Genomic DNA, 15160 nt, shown 5'->3' with positions numbered 1-15160 from the left:
TGCAGAAAGCTTCATGCCTGCTGCGGATCCGCCCACCGCTGATACCACCAGCGCACCCGGGAAATCGGCTTGCCATCCTCCCCCAGCGGCCGCCCATCCTCGGCAAACCCTTGCTCAGGCTCCATCAACTGGCCGTTCAGATACCGCGCTTCTGCTGCCGGTTTGCCGTTGGGATGGAAGCGCTGATAACGCCCCTCACGCACGCCATCGCGATAAAACTCAGCCTCGGCCACCTGTCCATCGGCAAAGTAATTGAACGCCTCGCCATGCAACAACCCGCGCCGATACGTGGCCTTGCGCTGCAACCCGCCCTCGGCTGAATAGAAACTCGCCACCCCTTGCAGCTTGTCGTGCACGAACGGCATCTGCGCCGAGACCTTGCCGTTGGGGTGATAGAGCAGCGACATGCCCTGCAACTCACCCTGGTGGTAATTCAGATCGGCCTGCTGACGCCCGTCATCCTTGATCTGCAACGCGCCATCGAGCTGGCCGTCCTGCAGATGTCCCTTGAGTTGCTTGTCATCCTGCTGCAAATCCAGCGGTGTGATCGCCATGCCTGCTCCCGGTCAGTTGACCTGCACCAGCCCACCCTTGATGGTCAGCATGCCGCCGCCGTCCACGGTCTGCGAGGCCGCGCCCTTGTTGGTCAGGCTGATGCCAGCGTCGTTGGTCAGCGTCGTTCCGGCCTTGTTGTCCAGCGAAGTGCCGGCCTGATTGGTCATCGCGGTGCCGGCCTTTTGCGTGATCGAGGTGCTGGCCGAAGTTGCCAGGTCGGCACCGCTCTTGAGGGTGAAACTGCCGCCGCTTTGCAGGGTGAGGGTGCCGCTGACCTTGATCGTCAGGTTGCCGTCTACCGTCAGGCTGTAGTCGCCGGTGACCTTGTCGGTGTAGTTGCCGCCAGTGCTGTGGTTCTGGTCGGCGCCGACTTTTACCGTGCGGCTGTCCTTCACATCGAGGCTGTCGCTGCCGGTCTGAATCGTCACGCTGCGTTTGCCCTTTTCCAGGGTCACGGTCTCGTCGCCGTCCTTGACCGTGCGGGTGCGGGCGTTCTGCACGGTGAGGGTTTCGTCGTGACCGACGGTGGCGGTGGTGTCGTTCAGTACGTTGATCTTCAGATCTTTCTGCGCCTGCAAAAAAACCTCTTCAGCGTCCTTCTTGTCCTCGAAGCGCAGCTCGTTGAAACCGCCACCACCCTTGGACGATTGAGTCTTGATCCCCGATTGGGTCTGATTGGCCGGCAGCGCGTAGGGCAGGGCGTTGTCGCCGTTGTACACGCAACCGGTCACCAGTGGCCGATCCGGATCGCCGTCGATAAAGGTCACGATGACTTCCTGACCGATACGCGGCACGAACTGCATGCCAAACCCCTTGCCGCTCCAGGGCAACACCACGCGCACCCAGCAGGAACTGCTCTCATCGTTCTTGCCATCGCGATCCCAGGGGAATTGCAACTTGATCCGCCCGTATTCGTCGGTCCAGATTTCTTCGCCGGACTTGCCGACGACGATGGCGGTCTGTGGATGCATGCGCGGTTTGGGCGTGAGGCGTTGCGGGCGAAAGGGTGTGGCTTTGGGGATTGCTTCGAAGCGGTTGCGATAGCTTTCATGACTGGCGTCGTGGGTCACCCGCGTGACGACCCAATCGATGTTCAGGCTTGCGTCTTCGTGGCCGTCGAGGGTGAACCAATGGCCCGGAATCAGCCAGCGGCAGTCGCTCTCGCCGACAAAGCGTTTTTCCTCACTGCGCAAACCGTCGACGCGTTGCTTGGTCAACATATCGCCGCGAGCCTTGGCGTTGTAACCGCCGGGATGCTCATAGATCGAACGCGGCCCGGCCACCGCTTCGGCCTGGCCATAGAGCGAGGTGGTCGGCGTGGTGAATTCGTAATCCGTCGCCTTGTACACGCCGGCCACGGCTTGCACACACACCTGGCCTGAGCGGATGCCATGCAACTCACGCTCGCCCATTTGCTGGCCCAGATATTTGACCTTCGGCCCGTTGGGGATCTGTACGAAAGCATCGTTGCTGTCACCCAGCACCAGCGTGTGCTTGCCGTCCTCGTGGGTGAAAAACCAGAAGATGCCTTCCTCTTCCAGCAGCCGCGAGACAAAAGCAAAATCGGTTTCGCCATACTGCACGCAGTATTCGCGGGGCGTGTAGCTGCCGGTCAGCGAGAGTTTGAAATCGGTGAAACCGTGGGCCTTGAAGATTGTGGTGACGATGTCCGACGTGGCGAGGTTCTGGAACACGCGGTTGTTGCTGGCCAGGGTCAGCCACCAGAGCCAGGGTCTTAGCAACAACTGATAGCGCTCGGCGGTGGCGTCGGTGGGGAGTTGGCGGATCTCGGCGACCAAGGCATCGAGCGGACGCATCACAGAGTCGTTGTGAAAAGTTGTCGTGACGTGGCTGGCGACGGCGCTGGTGAGGGTGAGCGAGGTACCGTCGTTGAGGCCGTTGAGGGTTTGCGAAGCGAGCACGTTAAGGGCTTCGTCGCCGCAGAGCGACTCAGGGAACAGCGCCGACAGCGAGGTGGCGGTGAGGGCAAGCGTGGTGCTGCTGTCGGTGGCACGGGGCATGGATCGATCCTTGAGTGGAGATACTGCGTTAATTCATCTTTTGAATAATAGGGGGGGTATTGAATGCTTAAAGACTACCGTATTCAGTCCCAGCGCCCATACTTCAATGAGCCAAGCAGCATGGCTGCTTCATCGATGGTGTCCATGATCATGTCAATCTGCTCCTGCATTACAAGATTCAGGTTTTCGGCAGTTAATGCTTGGCCGTTGTACGTGATTAGTAAGCTGTCGAGTGTGTTGTTGTTTCTGTTCCACAGGTCTGGGATGAGTCGGCTTCTAATGTTTGTATAGGGGGCTCTTGGAGGTCTTAATATAATCAGTTGATGGTTTTCAGCGTTTCTTAATTTGTGCGGTGTTTCTTCGGGGGCTGCTAAGTCTACGGTATATCCAGCGGAAAGGATTTGCAGTATTTCTCTTGCGTAAATGGCGGGTCTGGTAATCAAGGCTCGATGGTTTACATTGCCTTCGATAAAATTTGATTGCTTCGTAGGGAGCGATACTAGAAAGAATGGCAGTCTGGAGTAAATGCCGCCCAGTATCCAGGCTGCTGTTTTTTCCACGGTCCAAAATGGGGTGATCTGGTTGTGTTCAAGATTGAATCTTGATCGGCCCTGTGCTGTTGAGGGTACGGTGGATTTTTTCTCTTTTGTAGTTAGATTGTCTTTGTCCGAGTTTCGGTATAAAAAAATTTGCTGGAAAGTTCTGGGTGATACTCTGATTCCGAAACATTGCTCAAGCGTAAGGTGGGCTGCCACGGAGTGCTGTAATGCGGTAATGGGGGTTACTGTTTTTCCGCGAGGAGTGACCGGCGTGGCGTCGGAAATATACTGGATGTTGGACAGTAGCGTTATTGAGCGTAGTGCGTAGAAACGCTTGCTTGTCTGGGCTATTCTGGCCAGATCCATGTCAGACAGATAATCAAGGATTGCAATGATCAAACTTTGATGAAGATCCGTTATGTCCATGGTCCTTTCCTGCTAAAAGCAACTGTGCTTATGGTCCGTCAGCCAAATGTATATGGCTCAGTGATGGAGTCCCCGATCAGTGAGGTGATGTGCAAGAAAACCTCTGCATGAGTCGCAAGGGAGCATTAAATCGCCTTTGCTTCTTTTGTTATTGAGTGCGTAGTGTTCCGGCATGAGATCAGAACCCAACCATACGACAACCACGCTGTCATATTGAAATGCCCGGTCCGCGAACAGTTTTGATTCGGCGCAGTTTTTAACGGTCAGCTTCGCTGGTTTGCCTGAGGGTGTTTTGAATTCGTTGACGAAAGTTGACCATAAGTCATTGGCGGCCGGTAATAGTGATATCTCGCCACCGCTAAATAGTTGCAGGGTATTTTTCGCGGCTGTAGTTTGGTCAATCGAGCTCTCGGCGTTTTCTTTTTTTCCGGAGAAAGCGATTTTTATGGTGTTCTCGCCTTTTAGCTTTCCTACTGCGAAGCAGCCTGATGGCAACTCTATGTCTTTGATGAGGTGAAAGAATGCGCGGGCGAAGTAAAGTGTTTGGTCATTTGGAGCTGGGCAAAAAGTAGTCAGTGGGATGGTTGAGTCGCTTAGGCCTTTGTTGCACACGTCATCAAATGTTTCTTTGTCAAACAGGCTGAGAATGTTTGTTCTGGTCTGCTTTTCATTTGCTAGAGCGAGTGCGTATTCGTTAATTATCGATTGTGGTGCGGCGATGCCAGTGGTAGTTGCGTGCTTCGTATTTAATAGCGCTTTTTTATTCCAGGCGGCAAACACGATTTCTTTACAGGCGCTGGCTGCGGTTGTGAGTTCGGCGGTTTTTATTATTTCGGGCGCTCTCAGGTAACTGCCTTCAGCAAGCGCTGAAGGTGCCGCTACGGTATGGTTTACTTTGCACGTTTCACATTCTATTTTTCCGTCAATAGTCGTTTTTGCAATATAGGTGAAACAAGTGGCTGCTGGCGGTGGATAGACTTTGTAGGTTTCATTTTTCCAAATAAGGTTTACGTCTGCCATTTGAAAACTCCTTGTATTAAAGTTGATGCGTTATTCCAACACCCACTCCGCCAACTTCCCCGTCACCTGCGTCATCAACACATTCTCGACATCCCGCGCACCCGCCGCGCTGCACTTGGCGAGCACCGCCTTGACGATGCCCGAATCAAACTCGAACTGCTTGCCGGTTGCAGCCTTATAGCGCCCGCGCAATTTCTCCAGCTTCGCCAGCACAATTCCTTCCAGCGTCGCTTCATCCAGCGGCCGATAGGCGACCACGGTCATGCGCGCCAGAAACGCCGGGCGGAAGGCTTGCAGGAGGACTCTGTGCAGGGCCTCGTTGAAGGCTTCCGAGCCGAGTTGCGCCACGGGCGTATCCAGTAAAAGCTCCGCGCCGACGTTGCTGGTGGCGAGCATCACGGTGTTTTTGAAGTCCACCACCAACCCGGTGCCGTCCTCCATCAAGCCCTTGTCGAACACGTTGTAAAACGCTTCCAGCACATCCGGGTGCGCCTTTTCGATTTCATCCAGCAACACCACCGAATACGGTTTGCGCCTGACCGCTTCAGTCAGCACGCCGCCGCTGCCATAACCGACATAACCGGGCGGCGCGCCTTTGAGTTGGCTGACGGTGTGCGCTTCCTGGTATTCGGAGAGGTTGATGCTGATCAGGTTGCGTTCGCCGCCATATAAAGCATCCGCTAGCGCATACGCGGTTTCGGTTTTGCCGACGCCGGTGGGGCCGACCAGCAGGAACACACCGACCGGTTTTTGCGGATCGGTGAGCCCGGCGCGATAAGCCTGCAAACGCTGGGCGATGGTGTTCAGCGCGATGCTTTGGCCCATCACCCGTTGGCCCATGCGCTGGCCGAGTGTGCGCACGGCGTGGGCTTCGTCAGCGAGCATTTTGCCGACGGGGATGCCAGTCCAGCCTGCAATGACGGCGGCGACGGTTTTGGTGTCGACTTGCTCGGGCACCAGCGGATCGTCTTGGCGGATCGCATCCAGTCCCGCCTCAAGGCGCAGCAACTCAGCGGCCAGATGATCGATGCGACTGTCAGTCGCTTCATCGGGTTTGTCACTGTCGGCGCGCTCACTCAAGTCGAGCAACTCTCGACGAGTGTCGAGCAGTTCGCGCACGGCTACACGCTCTTCACCCCAACGGGTTTCCAGTTCGCGGATGGCTTGAACGTTGCCGCCAGATTCGGTTTCCAGCAGGGTAATGCGCTCACGGTGATCCAGCCCCGTGGCTTGCTCACGCCGCAAACGCTCGACTTCATCCTTGAGGCTGTTTTGCCGGTGACGCAGGCTCTCCAGTGGTGGCGGAACGTCGTGCTGGCCGAGGGCGACCCGGGCGCACGCGGTATCGAGGACGCTGATGGCTTTGTCCGGCAACTGGCGACCGGAGATGTAGCGGTGCGAGAGTTTTACCGCCTCATGGATCGCGGCGTCGAGCACCTGCACGCCATGGTGCTGTTCCAGTTTGGCGGCGACGCCACGGAGCATTTCCACGGCGGTGATTTCGTCCGGCTCTTCGACCTGCACCAGTTGGAAGCGGCGGGCGAGGGCCGGGTCTTTCTCGAAGTATTTCTTGTATTCCATCCAGGTCGTGGCGGCGAGGGTGCGCAACTCGCCTCGGGCCAGCGCTGGCTTGAGCAGGTTGGCCGCATCGCTGCCACCCTCGGCACCGCCAGCGCCGATCAGCGTATGGGCCTCGTCGATGAACAAGATGATCGGTTTGTCGGCGCTGCGTACCGCGTCGATCACGCCTTTCAAACGCTGTTCGAATTCACCTTTGACCCCGGCGCCAGCCTGCAACAGACCGAGGTCGAGCACGCGCAGACTGACTTCTTGCAACGACGGCGGCACGTCCCCGGCGGCGATGCGCAGGGCCAAGCCTTCGACCACAGCGGTTTTGCCGACGCCGGGTGCGCCAACCAGAATCGGATTGTTCTGCCGGCGCCGAAGAAGAATGTCGATGCACTGACGGATTTCGCCATCACGACCAACAATCGGATCAATGCGCCCGGCGTGGGCGTCGGCAGTCAGATCCTGAGTGTACTGATCCAGCACCGAGTCCTGCCGTGGCACGGGATTTCCAGAGGACACGGAACGCGGGCCGACATGTTCGCGAGAGTTTTCCGTCCACTCCAGCAGATTGGCCCGTAGTGCTTCTTTTGGAATCCGCAGCAACGACGAAGCACTGTTGAGCAACAGACTGCGGCGCTCATCGCGGTCGATCAACGCCAGCAGCAAAAGCCCGGAACGAATACTGTCGAGCCCCAGCACGCTGGCCTGCACCACCGCATCTTCCAGCAACCCCAGCGTGTGCGAGGACAACGCCGGCGTGCGCGTGCTGCCAGCCTTGAACAGGTCCAGCGCCTTGTTGATCTCCGCCGTCAGCGCATCGCGTTCCAGACCGAAACGCGGCAGCAGAAAAGCAAAGTCCCCGCCCTCGATGTCGAGCAGTTCCAGCAACAGGTGTTCGATCTCGACAAAGTGATGCCCGCGTTGCAGACAACGCTGGGCGGCGCGTTCGAGGGCGCGGCGGTTGTCCGGGTTGAGGCGTCCAATCAGGCTGGCCAGTTCCATTTCAGGTGATCTCCAGCTGACGAAGACGGGTTTCGATGCGCTGCACCGCGAGGCTGGCCTGACGCTGCAAACCGCCGTTCCAACTGAGCAGGGCCGGCGTCTGACGCCCGAGTTTCATTGGCCCGGCGCCGCGTATCAGCAGCACCAGCGTGACGTCCAGATCCGGGCCGAAGTACAACGCCGCGAGGCTGGCCAATGCCGGGTGGGTCTCGCCGTCCGGCAGAAAATTCGCGGCCCGCGCCGAGGGCAGCGGGCCGAGGGTCAGGCGGATACCGGCGTGTTCATCCCATACCCGACTGCCGGCCACCGCTGTGCGACCCAGTTGCAGGTTGCGCCCGCCGGGCTTGATCACGCTGCGACTGGCCAGCGGAATTTCGCGCCAGGCGCCTTCATAGGCACTCAGTTCCACCGGCACGGCGAACTGCTCACGGACAATCGCCGCGAACCCGGCCAGTGAGCGCCGGCCATCGGCGAACAATGCGGTGCAAGCCAGCACCGCGCAGTCGGGAACCGCCTGGCGCTCCTGCAAGGCCTTGGGCAACAAACCGGTCAACGCACGCAGTTGCGCCTGTACCGGCGAAGCCCTCGGCGAGACAAAACCCAAGGCTACGCGGTGTTTGCGCATGACCTTGTAGAGCAGGCTGAGCAGTCGATGCTGGAACAGATCGAGGAACGCGGCCGGCGCGTGATCCTTGGCGCGTGCCCGTTGTTGCAGCCATTCCTGATAGGCGTAGGGCAGCGGGCCGTCGGGACCGCCGAGGCCGAACATCGGGGTGTCGAGGGTCAGCGGCTGGCCGGGTTCTTCGTGCAGGTTTTCGATCTGACTGGTGGGGAACAGCGGCGTCAGCGGTCCGCGCAATTTCAGCGCTTCGGCCTGGGGCGAGGTGCCGCTGCCCAGGGATTCGGCCTGCGGTTGCTCGCGCTCGAGCAGCAGCAACGCCTGCAGCCATTCGAACGCCTGCGGATCGCGGCGCAGTCGTTGGCTCAGGCTCAGAGCGACAGGGGCATGCCGGCTTGGGGTTGCCATGCCTTGACCTCCTTGTCGGCCTGCATCAACACCGTGCGCACAAAGCGATTGGCCGTGGCGTACACCGAAAAGAACTGTGCCAGCACTGCAGAAAACAACACCGCGCTGCTGCCGACGAAGTGCTGTGGATCAAGCTGCAACTGCACCTCCAGGCCATTGCGCCAACCGCGCCAGGCGTCGGCGCCGACATGGCCGATCACCCGTTCGCAACGCAGGCTCAACAGCCCCTCGATCTGCCGCAGGGCGCTGGCCTCGTCGCGCAGGTTGTGCAGGTGCAGAATCTCTTTCAATGCGTCGAGTGCCTGCGGGCCTTCGACCAGCGACAAGTGATTGAGGGTCAGTTGCGACACCAGCCGCCAGCGTGAGTCACCGTCCAGGCGCGGCAGACTCTGTGGGCTCGGTGGATTGCGCAGCCGCGCCCAGGCCACCGGCCCGGGCCGTTCGAAACCCAGCGGCGTGCCGGCCAGCAGGCTTTGCGCCAAATGTCGATTGGTGCACAACAGTTCGGCGGTGAGGCTGTAGTCGGGCAGGTCGGTCTGCGGTTCGAAACGGGTGTCGACTACACTCACCAACAGGTCACTGCCGAGCCGGTTCGGGGTCATGCCGCTGACCCTTCGTGCGTGCCAGTAACACTGTTGATCGCCGCCGCTGTGCTGGCTGCCGTAATACGCCGGCAGCCGCTGCACCCCGGCGCTGGAACTGGCGCGCATGACGCGAATGCTGTGGATCTCGACGCTGTTTTCGCGGTGGCTGTCGGCGATCAGCCGGTACTCGCTGCGGGTGCCATCCGGGCGCAGCGGTTCGGAGGTACGCGGGAACAGATTGATCGCCGGAGCGCAGCCGAGTGCGATGTCACTGGCCTGCAAATGCACACGACTGGTCGGGGCGCGGTCGAAAACGATGTACAGGTACAGCGTCCGGCTGTCGCTGGAAACGCCGCTCAATGGCAGATCGAAGAAATGAAACTTGTCCGGGAAGGCAAAGTATTCCGCCAGCAGGCGCATGCCCGGGTGCACGCCGTCCTCGTCGGGCAGCAGCACTTCGTCATCGCTGAAACCGACGATCTTCGGCAAGCCTTTCACCGGCGTCGGAATGCTCCCGGGCGAGCCGGCCAGCACTTGCACCGCATGTGCTCCAAGCAGGTCATACAGGCCGGCGTTGATCACCGGCGATGCCGCCAGATGAATGCGCAGGTGCTCGATGCCAAGTGCTGACCATTGGCTCTCACCAAGGCAACGCAGGCTCAGGCGCAATGCCGAACGCGATTGCGCCACACCGGTCAACGCTTGCGCCTCATCGCTGCCAAGCAGCAACGCTTCGCTCACCTCGATCGGCCACAAATGCACAGCGGCCGAGGTGCGAAAGTGAATGCTCTCACCTTTGCTGGTGGTGACGAACAGCGGTGTGTCGCGGGGCAGTGGATAGCCGCCGTCGAGGTTGCCTTTGCTCGGGTCCGGTTCGAACTGGACGATGGCGCAGGACGGCAGCGGCCGCACCGCCAGCGGATAAAGCTGTTCGAGCAAGGCATCGCTGAATTCGGCGTAGTCGTCGTCGAGTCGGCGTTGCAGGCGTGCGGCGAGCAGGGCAAAGCCTTCGAGCAAGCGTTCGACATGCGGATCCGGACACTCGCCGGGTGACAGTTCCAGACGTCGCGCGACCTTCGGGTAGCGCTCGGCAAACTGGCTGCCGGCGTGGCGCAACCAAGTCAGTTCGCGCTGGTAATAGTCGAGCAGTTGCGGGTCAATCGAGTCGCTCATGGCGCACCTCCAGCCCCTCACCACCAGGCTCGATGACAAACGCCACGGGCCAGTATTGCAGGCCGCTGCGCAGTTCGCCGACCAGGCGAATGCTCAGTTGTTGCGGATGCTCGGGAAGGGCATTGACCTGGACCTCGCCCAGTTTCAGGCGTGGTTCGAAATGGGTGACGGCTTCGCGGATATCCCGCGCCAGCCGCCGACGGTCATCGCTGCGCTGCTGTTGCAATGCGCTCCAGTCAGCGATGCCGTAGTCGATCACGCTGGGTGGTTCGGTCAACGTGCGCGGGCCACGGCGGGTGTTGAACAGGCGCCCGAGCTCGGCGTGCACCGAGTCGAGCAGATCCTGCCGATTGAATTCCCGCGCCCCCTGCGCCTCGCTGGACGCGAGGCGTTCGAACAGCGGCGGGAGAATGCCAGTGCCGGCCATGGCCTATGCGTCCGGTCAGGCTGACTTGTTGGCAGCCATGTCCCAGGTCGAGGCGGCCGTACCTTCCTTGGTGCCGTCGTCTTTCTGTGCGGTAAGTTCCCATTTGATCTTGGTGAAGTTCAGGGAAATGGTTTCCACCGGTTTGCCGCCGGTGCCACCGCTGACACTGACGTTCGACAGCACCACGTTGGTCAGGGTGTAGATGATGAACGGCATCAGTTGCCCGCTGCCCTCGGCGGCGTTGCGGCCGATGGTGATCTTGGCTTCGGGGATCGGTTTGCCGGCGCAGCAGTAGCCATTGAGCGACGGCGTGGAACTGTCAACGAACTTGGTCAGGGTGAACTCGCCGACGTGAGGTTTGCCGGAGGTCCGTTCCGAGTTGCTGACGTCGTTGGTCACCTGCATCGCCACATTGTGGCTGTAGGACATGACTTCGATCTTGTCCGTGTAACCCTCGAGCAGGCTGTCACCTTTGATGTCGCCGCCGAGGTCGAGAATGATTGCATCCATCGCTTGAAACTCCTGAAGAAAATTCACATTTGGCAAATGAGCTGAGCACTGAACCTGTGGCGAGGGGATTTATCCCCGATGGGCTGCGTAGCGGCCCCAGCAAAACAGGGCCGCTGCGCGCGCCAACGGGGCGGTGCGACGTTTCGCTAAATCCCCTCACCACAAAGGTTTGCTTTTAAGCTTTAGGCAGCAACCGGTGGCGGCAACGTCGCCACCAGGCGGATCGATGCCGTCAGTTCCTCAAGCTGGAAGTGCGGCCGCAAAAACACCGTCGCCTTATAGGCGCCCGGTTTGCCGGCCACTTCGGTGACGTCAACTCGCGCCTCACGCAACGGGTACTGCGCCTTGATTTCCTGCGGCGCGTTGTCGTTGATCAGTACGTAGTCGGCGATCCAGTTGTTGAGGTAGCTCTGCACGTTATCGCGGGTCATGAAGCTGCCGACCTTGTCGCGCATGATTACCTTCAGGTAATGGGCGAAACGCGAGGCCGCCAGCACGTACGGCAACATCGCCGAGATCCGCGCGTTGGCGTTGGCCTCGTTGGTGTTGTAGACCTTGGATTTGTTGGTGGTCTGGCCGCCGAAGAACACCGCGATGTCGCTGTTCTTCTTGTGGCACAGGGCGATGAAGCCGAGGTCGTTGAGCTCTTTTTCGCGGCGGTCGGTGATCGCCACTTCGGTCGGGCACTTGAGCGACAGGTCGCCGGAACTGGTACGGAAGGTATGCGCCGGCAGGCCTTCAACCGCACCGCCGCCTTCAGCACCACGGATCGCCGCGCACCAGCCGTACTTGGCGAAGGCTTCGGTGATGCGTTGCGACAGCGCCCACGCGGCGTTGCCCCACAGGTACTTGCTGTGGTCGGTGCCGTTGACGTCTTCAACGTAATTGATGCCTTCGACCGGCGAGGTTTCCGGGCCATATGGCAGGCGCAGCAGGAAATGCGGCAGCACCAGCGACACGTAGCGTGAGTCTTCGCTCTCGCGGAACGAGCGCCACTTGATCAGCTCCTGGCTCTCGAAGACTTTCGACAAGTCACGGGGTACCGCCAGTTCGGTGAAGCTGTTCATGTCGAACAGGCGCGGGCTGGCGGCGGCAATGAACGGTGCGTGCGCGGCGGCGGCGACGTTCGAGAGTTTCTCCAGCAGACCGATGTCCTGCGGGTGCCGGCCGAAGGTGTAATCACCCACCAGCAGGCTGAACGGGTGCCCGCCGAAGGTGCCGTATTCCTCTTCGTAGATCTTCTTGAACAGCGCGCTCTGGTCGAACTCGACGGCTTTTTCCAGGTCGTTCTGCAGTTCTTTCTGCGTGACGTTGAGCAGGCGCAGTTTCAGGCGGGTACTGGTTTCGGTGTTCTGCACCAGCATGTGCAGGCCACGCCAGGACGCTTCGAGTTTCTGCAGATCAGGGTGGTGCAGCACCTCGTTGAGCTGGGCGCTGATCAGTTCGTCGATCTGGCTGATGCGGTCGTTGATCATTGCCACGGTGTCCTTGTCGATGGCCATGCCTTCGTCAAGCACCTGGGTGGCGAACTCCGCGAGCATGTCGCGGGCGTAATCTTGCTGACTGTCATCGTGGGCCATGCGGCCCTCGGCGATGATTCGGTCAAGCAGGGATAAAGTCTCGGCTGCAGCATTGTCGCTGGCTTGATTCTGGGCGGCGGCGGGCATGGCGAATTCTCCCCTCGTTAAGTGGACGATCAGGCTTGCGGTTCGGCCGGGGCCTCGGCGTCAGCGGCCGGGGTAGCGGTGTCTGGGCGAGCCGACTTGATTTCCTGCAGGCCTTCGGTGTTGGCGATGACGTCGCGCAGCAGCTTGTCCAGGTCATCGTTGCCATCGAGTTTGGTCAGCAGGTCGCGTAGGCGCTGGCGTGCCTCGAACAGGCGGCGCAACGGGGTGACTTGCTCCACCACCTTGACCGGGTCGAAGTCGTCGATGTGTTTGAAGTTGAGTTCGATGTTGAGCTTGCTGTCGTCACCGCTGAGGGTGTTGTTGACCTGCAAGGTGGCGCGTGGACCGATCGAAGCGAGCACTTCGTTGAAGTTGTCACGGTCGATTTCGGTAAAACGCCGTTCAGTCAGTTTTGCCAATGGTTCGAGCGGCTTGCCCGAGAGGTCGGCGAGAATTCCGACGACCAACGGCAATTCTTTTTTCTCGATGGCATCGCCGATTTCGACGTCGTAGGTGATTTGCACTCGGGGCGGGCGAACCCGGTCGAGCTTGTGCTGAGTACTTTCTGCCATGGTGGCTGACTCCGATGCGAAGGCGGGCGCAATGCATCGGGAGGCCCGTTCATCGCTTTCCCTTACTGGACCGTAGGTTAGAAAGGGTGGCAGATGACCTGTCGTTCCTTTGACAAACCTTCCTCATTCGGCTGCAGGAACCGAACTATCCAAGACGCTAGAACAGGTCTATAAAAAAGCAAGCAAAAACGATTTTTGACTGCTACGGGAAAAGGAAAATTCATTTTGTGCGGACGATTTTTTGTAGCGTTTTTGTTGGCGCTGCTGACCGGGTGTTCATTGTTCGGGCCGAAAGTGGATCTCGACAGCCTGACCCTCGACGTCGCGCCGAAGGCCAATGACGACACACCGATTGCCGTGGATTTCATCGCGGTCAATGACCCGGACCTGCTCAAGCAACTGTCGGGAATCAGTGCCAGCCAGTGGTTTGCCGAGCGCGAGCAGTACCAGCGCGACTATCGTCAACTGATGAGTGTGTGGGGAGTGGAGCTGGTACCGGGGCAATTCATCGACCGCCAACCGTTCCCGTTGGGGGGCAAGAAGGCCGCTGGACTTTTGGTCTTCGCCAGCTATAACACACCCGGAGCACACCGCTTGCGGCTGGATGATCAGAGCGAAGCGTGGCTCAAGTTCGACAGTCGCGAGATGAGCCTGGTCAGCAAGGAAAACTGAAACACACCGTCCGCCGCCGGTTCGCGGTGCAGTCGAAGGGAGTCGTATGAGTCTGCTACCTGACGCGGTTTGCTGGCACGAAGGCATGCAATTGCTGCCCCAGCATTTTCAGTTGCAGGGCCTGCGTGCCGAAGCCCTCGGCGCGCACCTGGCGCAAGCATGCAACCCCTGGTTCTGGGGCGTCAGCCACATGGACTTCGACCCTTCGGCGCTCAGCGCTGGCGTGGTACGACTGCTGTCGTTGCAGGGGACGATGCCCGACGGTTTGCCGGTCAATCTGCAAGCCGGCAGCGGGCCGATACTGGAGCTGGATGTCAGCGCGGCAATCAGAGCCACCGACGATGCCACCGTCACCGTTTACCTGGCGATCAGCCCGTTGTGGCGCGCCGGGCAACTGCTGCCGCTCAAGGGGCGTTTGCAGTCGGTGGTCGGCGAGGCGTTACCGGATCTCACCAGCGGCGAATTTCCTGAATCGATCACCGTGTGGCGGCCCAATCCGCGCCTGTGTACGCAGGCGAACAAGGCCGATTCGATCTGTCTGCCGCTGTTGAAAGTGCGCAAGGAAGGCGGCGGTTTCCTGCCATTGGCCTATACACCGCCGACTCCGGTGCTGTTGCCCGACGCGCCGTTGGGCCGGCGTGTCGCCGGATTGTGCGCACGGGCGCGGGAGAAATGCATGTTCCTCGGCGGGCGTCTGCGTCAGGCGCAACAGGCTGGCAATCAGGACGATGCGCTGGAGATTCGCCGGCAATTGACCGCGTTGTGGGCACGCCTGCCGGAAGTCGAAGGTGCACTCAACAGCCGCATCGCCCATCCGCAGAGTGTGTATGTGCAACTGCTGGGTCTGGCTGGCGCGTGGTCGGCACTCGATCCGCTGGCCGGGGTGCCGGCGTTCGCGCCGCTGGATTTTCTCGAGTTGCAGCGCGGTTACGACGCGGTGCTGCAATGGCTGGAAACCACCCTGGAACTGATCCGCGCCGGTTATCGCAGCCTGCCGTTCGAACGTGGTGAGCAGAGCTTCTCCATTCAGTTGCCGGATGAGCAGCCGAGCCAGCGACTGGTGATCGGCCTGCGCATGCCCAACGGTGCCAGCGAGCAGGCCGCTGGTGACTGGCTGCGCGGCGCGATCATCGCTTCAGCGCCGCACATTGCCTTGCTCAGCCGCCAGCGCATGAGCGGTCTGACTCACCAGGCGATGAGCCGCAGCGAGCAGGTGGCGTATAGCGTCGGTGAAGACACGCGGCTGTTCGTGGTCACTGCCCAAGGGGCGTGGTTCGACGCGCAACTGCCGTTGATGATTGCCGCGCCCGCCGCGAAGCTGACCAGCAGTCCGTGGCAAGTGGTGCTGTTTGTCGCCCAGAACAGCGAAAGTGCCTGATCACACAAGGAACGCCGT

13 protein-coding genes are annotated in these 15160 nt (G+C 60.1%); 2 read left to right on the top strand and 11 right to left on the bottom strand.

Going from position 1 to position 15160, the window contains the following annotated elements; translation table 11 throughout:
- Positions 1-11: 11 nt before the first annotated feature.
- The 11 genes from QMK55_RS01635 to tssB form a co-directional block, all read right to left on the bottom strand.
- Complete coding sequence (locus tag QMK55_RS01635; RefSeq protein WP_320328518.1) at positions 12-554, bottom strand: toxin-antitoxin system YwqK family antitoxin; 543 nt, start codon at positions 552-554, stop codon at positions 12-14.
- Positions 555-566: 12 nt separating this feature from the next.
- A complete protein-coding gene (tssI, locus tag QMK55_RS01630) occupies positions 567-2576 on the bottom strand; it encodes a type VI secretion system tip protein VgrG (protein ID WP_102357200.1) in 2010 nt (669 codons plus the stop codon).
- An 83-nt stretch (positions 2577-2659) separates the two neighbouring features.
- Positions 2660-3541 carry an F-box protein gene (locus QMK55_RS01625; protein ID WP_102357198.1) on the bottom strand — a complete coding sequence of 294 codons (882 nt, stop codon included), beginning with the start codon at positions 3539-3541 and terminating at the stop codon, positions 2660-2662.
- Between the two features lie 57 nt (positions 3542-3598).
- Positions 3599-4561, bottom strand: coding sequence for a hypothetical protein (locus QMK55_RS01620; RefSeq protein WP_102357197.1), 963 nt, complete (start codon positions 4559-4561; stop codon positions 3599-3601).
- 30 nt (positions 4562-4591) lie between these two features.
- Positions 4592-7132, bottom strand: coding sequence for a type VI secretion system ATPase TssH (gene tssH, locus QMK55_RS01615; RefSeq protein ID WP_320328517.1), 2541 nt, complete (start codon positions 7130-7132; stop codon positions 4592-4594).
- A 1-nt stretch (position 7133) separates the two neighbouring features.
- The gene (tssG, locus tag QMK55_RS01610; protein ID WP_320328516.1) at positions 7134-8159 is read right to left on the bottom strand and encodes a type VI secretion system baseplate subunit TssG; all 1026 of its coding nucleotides are present in this window, start codon (positions 8157-8159) and stop codon (positions 7134-7136) included.
- A complete protein-coding gene (gene tssF / locus QMK55_RS01605; RefSeq protein ID WP_320328515.1) occupies positions 8123-9916 on the bottom strand; it encodes a type VI secretion system baseplate subunit TssF in 1794 nt (597 codons plus the stop codon). The genes tssG and tssF overlap by 37 nt, the downstream gene beginning before the upstream one ends.
- Positions 9900-10343, bottom strand: a complete 444-nt coding sequence (gene tssE / locus QMK55_RS01600; RefSeq protein ID WP_102357190.1) for a type VI secretion system baseplate subunit TssE — start codon at positions 10341-10343, stop codon at positions 9900-9902. The genes tssF and tssE overlap by 17 nt, the downstream gene beginning before the upstream one ends.
- A 15-nt stretch (positions 10344-10358) precedes the next feature.
- On the bottom strand, positions 10359-10853 hold the full coding sequence (locus QMK55_RS01595) for an Hcp family type VI secretion system effector (protein WP_102357189.1): 495 nt from the start codon (positions 10851-10853) through the stop codon (positions 10359-10361).
- 182 nt (positions 10854-11035) lie between these two features.
- Positions 11036-12520: a type VI secretion system contractile sheath large subunit gene (gene tssC / locus QMK55_RS01590; RefSeq protein ID WP_320328514.1), complete on the bottom strand. Its 1485-nt coding sequence runs from the start codon at positions 12518-12520 to the stop codon at positions 11036-11038.
- A 29-nt stretch (positions 12521-12549) separates the two neighbouring features.
- Positions 12550-13092: a type VI secretion system contractile sheath small subunit gene (gene tssB / locus QMK55_RS01585; protein ID WP_102357186.1), complete on the bottom strand. Its 543-nt coding sequence runs from the start codon at positions 13090-13092 to the stop codon at positions 12550-12552.
- A 225-nt stretch (positions 13093-13317) separates the two neighbouring features.
- Between tssB and QMK55_RS01580 the strand changes: the two genes are divergently transcribed.
- Entirely contained in the window at positions 13318-13764 is a 447-nt protein-coding gene (locus QMK55_RS01580) for a hypothetical protein (RefSeq protein WP_025111456.1), read from the top strand.
- Positions 13765-13810: 46 nt separating this feature from the next.
- Positions 13811-15142 carry a type VI secretion system baseplate subunit TssK gene (tssK, locus tag QMK55_RS01575; RefSeq protein WP_320328513.1) on the top strand — a complete coding sequence of 444 codons (1332 nt, stop codon included), beginning with the start codon at positions 13811-13813 and terminating at the stop codon, positions 15140-15142.
- Positions 15143-15160 lie beyond the last annotated feature (18 nt).

It is taken from the genome of Pseudomonas sp. P8_229, assembly GCF_034008635.1.
GTDB lineage: Bacteria > Pseudomonadota > Gammaproteobacteria > Pseudomonadales > Pseudomonadaceae > Aquipseudomonas.
This window is presented reverse-complemented; position numbering and strand designations above follow the sequence as displayed.

Excerpts from the sequence above, each read along its gene's own strand:
- tssH (WP_320328517.1), bottom strand. The coding sequence starts at position 7,132 with ATGGAACTGGCCAGCCTGATTGGACGCCTCAACCCGGACAACCGCCGC.
- tssI (WP_102357200.1), bottom strand. The coding sequence starts at position 2,576 with ATGCCCCGTGCCACCGACAGCAGCACCACGCTTGCCCTCACCGCCACC.
- tssK (WP_320328513.1), top strand. The coding sequence starts at position 13,811 with ATGAGTCTGCTACCTGACGCGGTTTGCTGGCACGAAGGCATGCAATTG.
- QMK55_RS01635 (WP_320328518.1), bottom strand. The coding sequence starts at position 554 with ATGGCGATCACACCGCTGGATTTGCAGCAGGATGACAAGCAACTCAAG.
- tssG (WP_320328516.1), bottom strand. The coding sequence starts at position 8,159 with ATGGCAACCCCAAGCCGGCATGCCCCTGTCGCTCTGAGCCTGAGCCAA.
- QMK55_RS01595 (WP_102357189.1), bottom strand. The coding sequence starts at position 10,853 with ATGGATGCAATCATTCTCGACCTCGGCGGCGACATCAAAGGTGACAGC.
- tssF (WP_320328515.1), bottom strand. The coding sequence starts at position 9,916 with ATGAGCGACTCGATTGACCCGCAACTGCTCGACTATTACCAGCGCGAA.
- tssE (WP_102357190.1), bottom strand. The coding sequence starts at position 10,343 with ATGGCCGGCACTGGCATTCTCCCGCCGCTGTTCGAACGCCTCGCGTCC.
- tssB (WP_102357186.1), bottom strand. The coding sequence starts at position 13,092 with ATGGCAGAAAGTACTCAGCACAAGCTCGACCGGGTTCGCCCGCCCCGA.
- tssC (WP_320328514.1), bottom strand. The coding sequence starts at position 12,520 with ATGCCCGCCGCCGCCCAGAATCAAGCCAGCGACAATGCTGCAGCCGAG.
- QMK55_RS01620 (WP_102357197.1), bottom strand. The coding sequence starts at position 4,561 with ATGGCAGACGTAAACCTTATTTGGAAAAATGAAACCTACAAAGTCTAT.
- QMK55_RS01625 (WP_102357198.1), bottom strand. The coding sequence starts at position 3,541 with ATGGACATAACGGATCTTCATCAAAGTTTGATCATTGCAATCCTTGAT.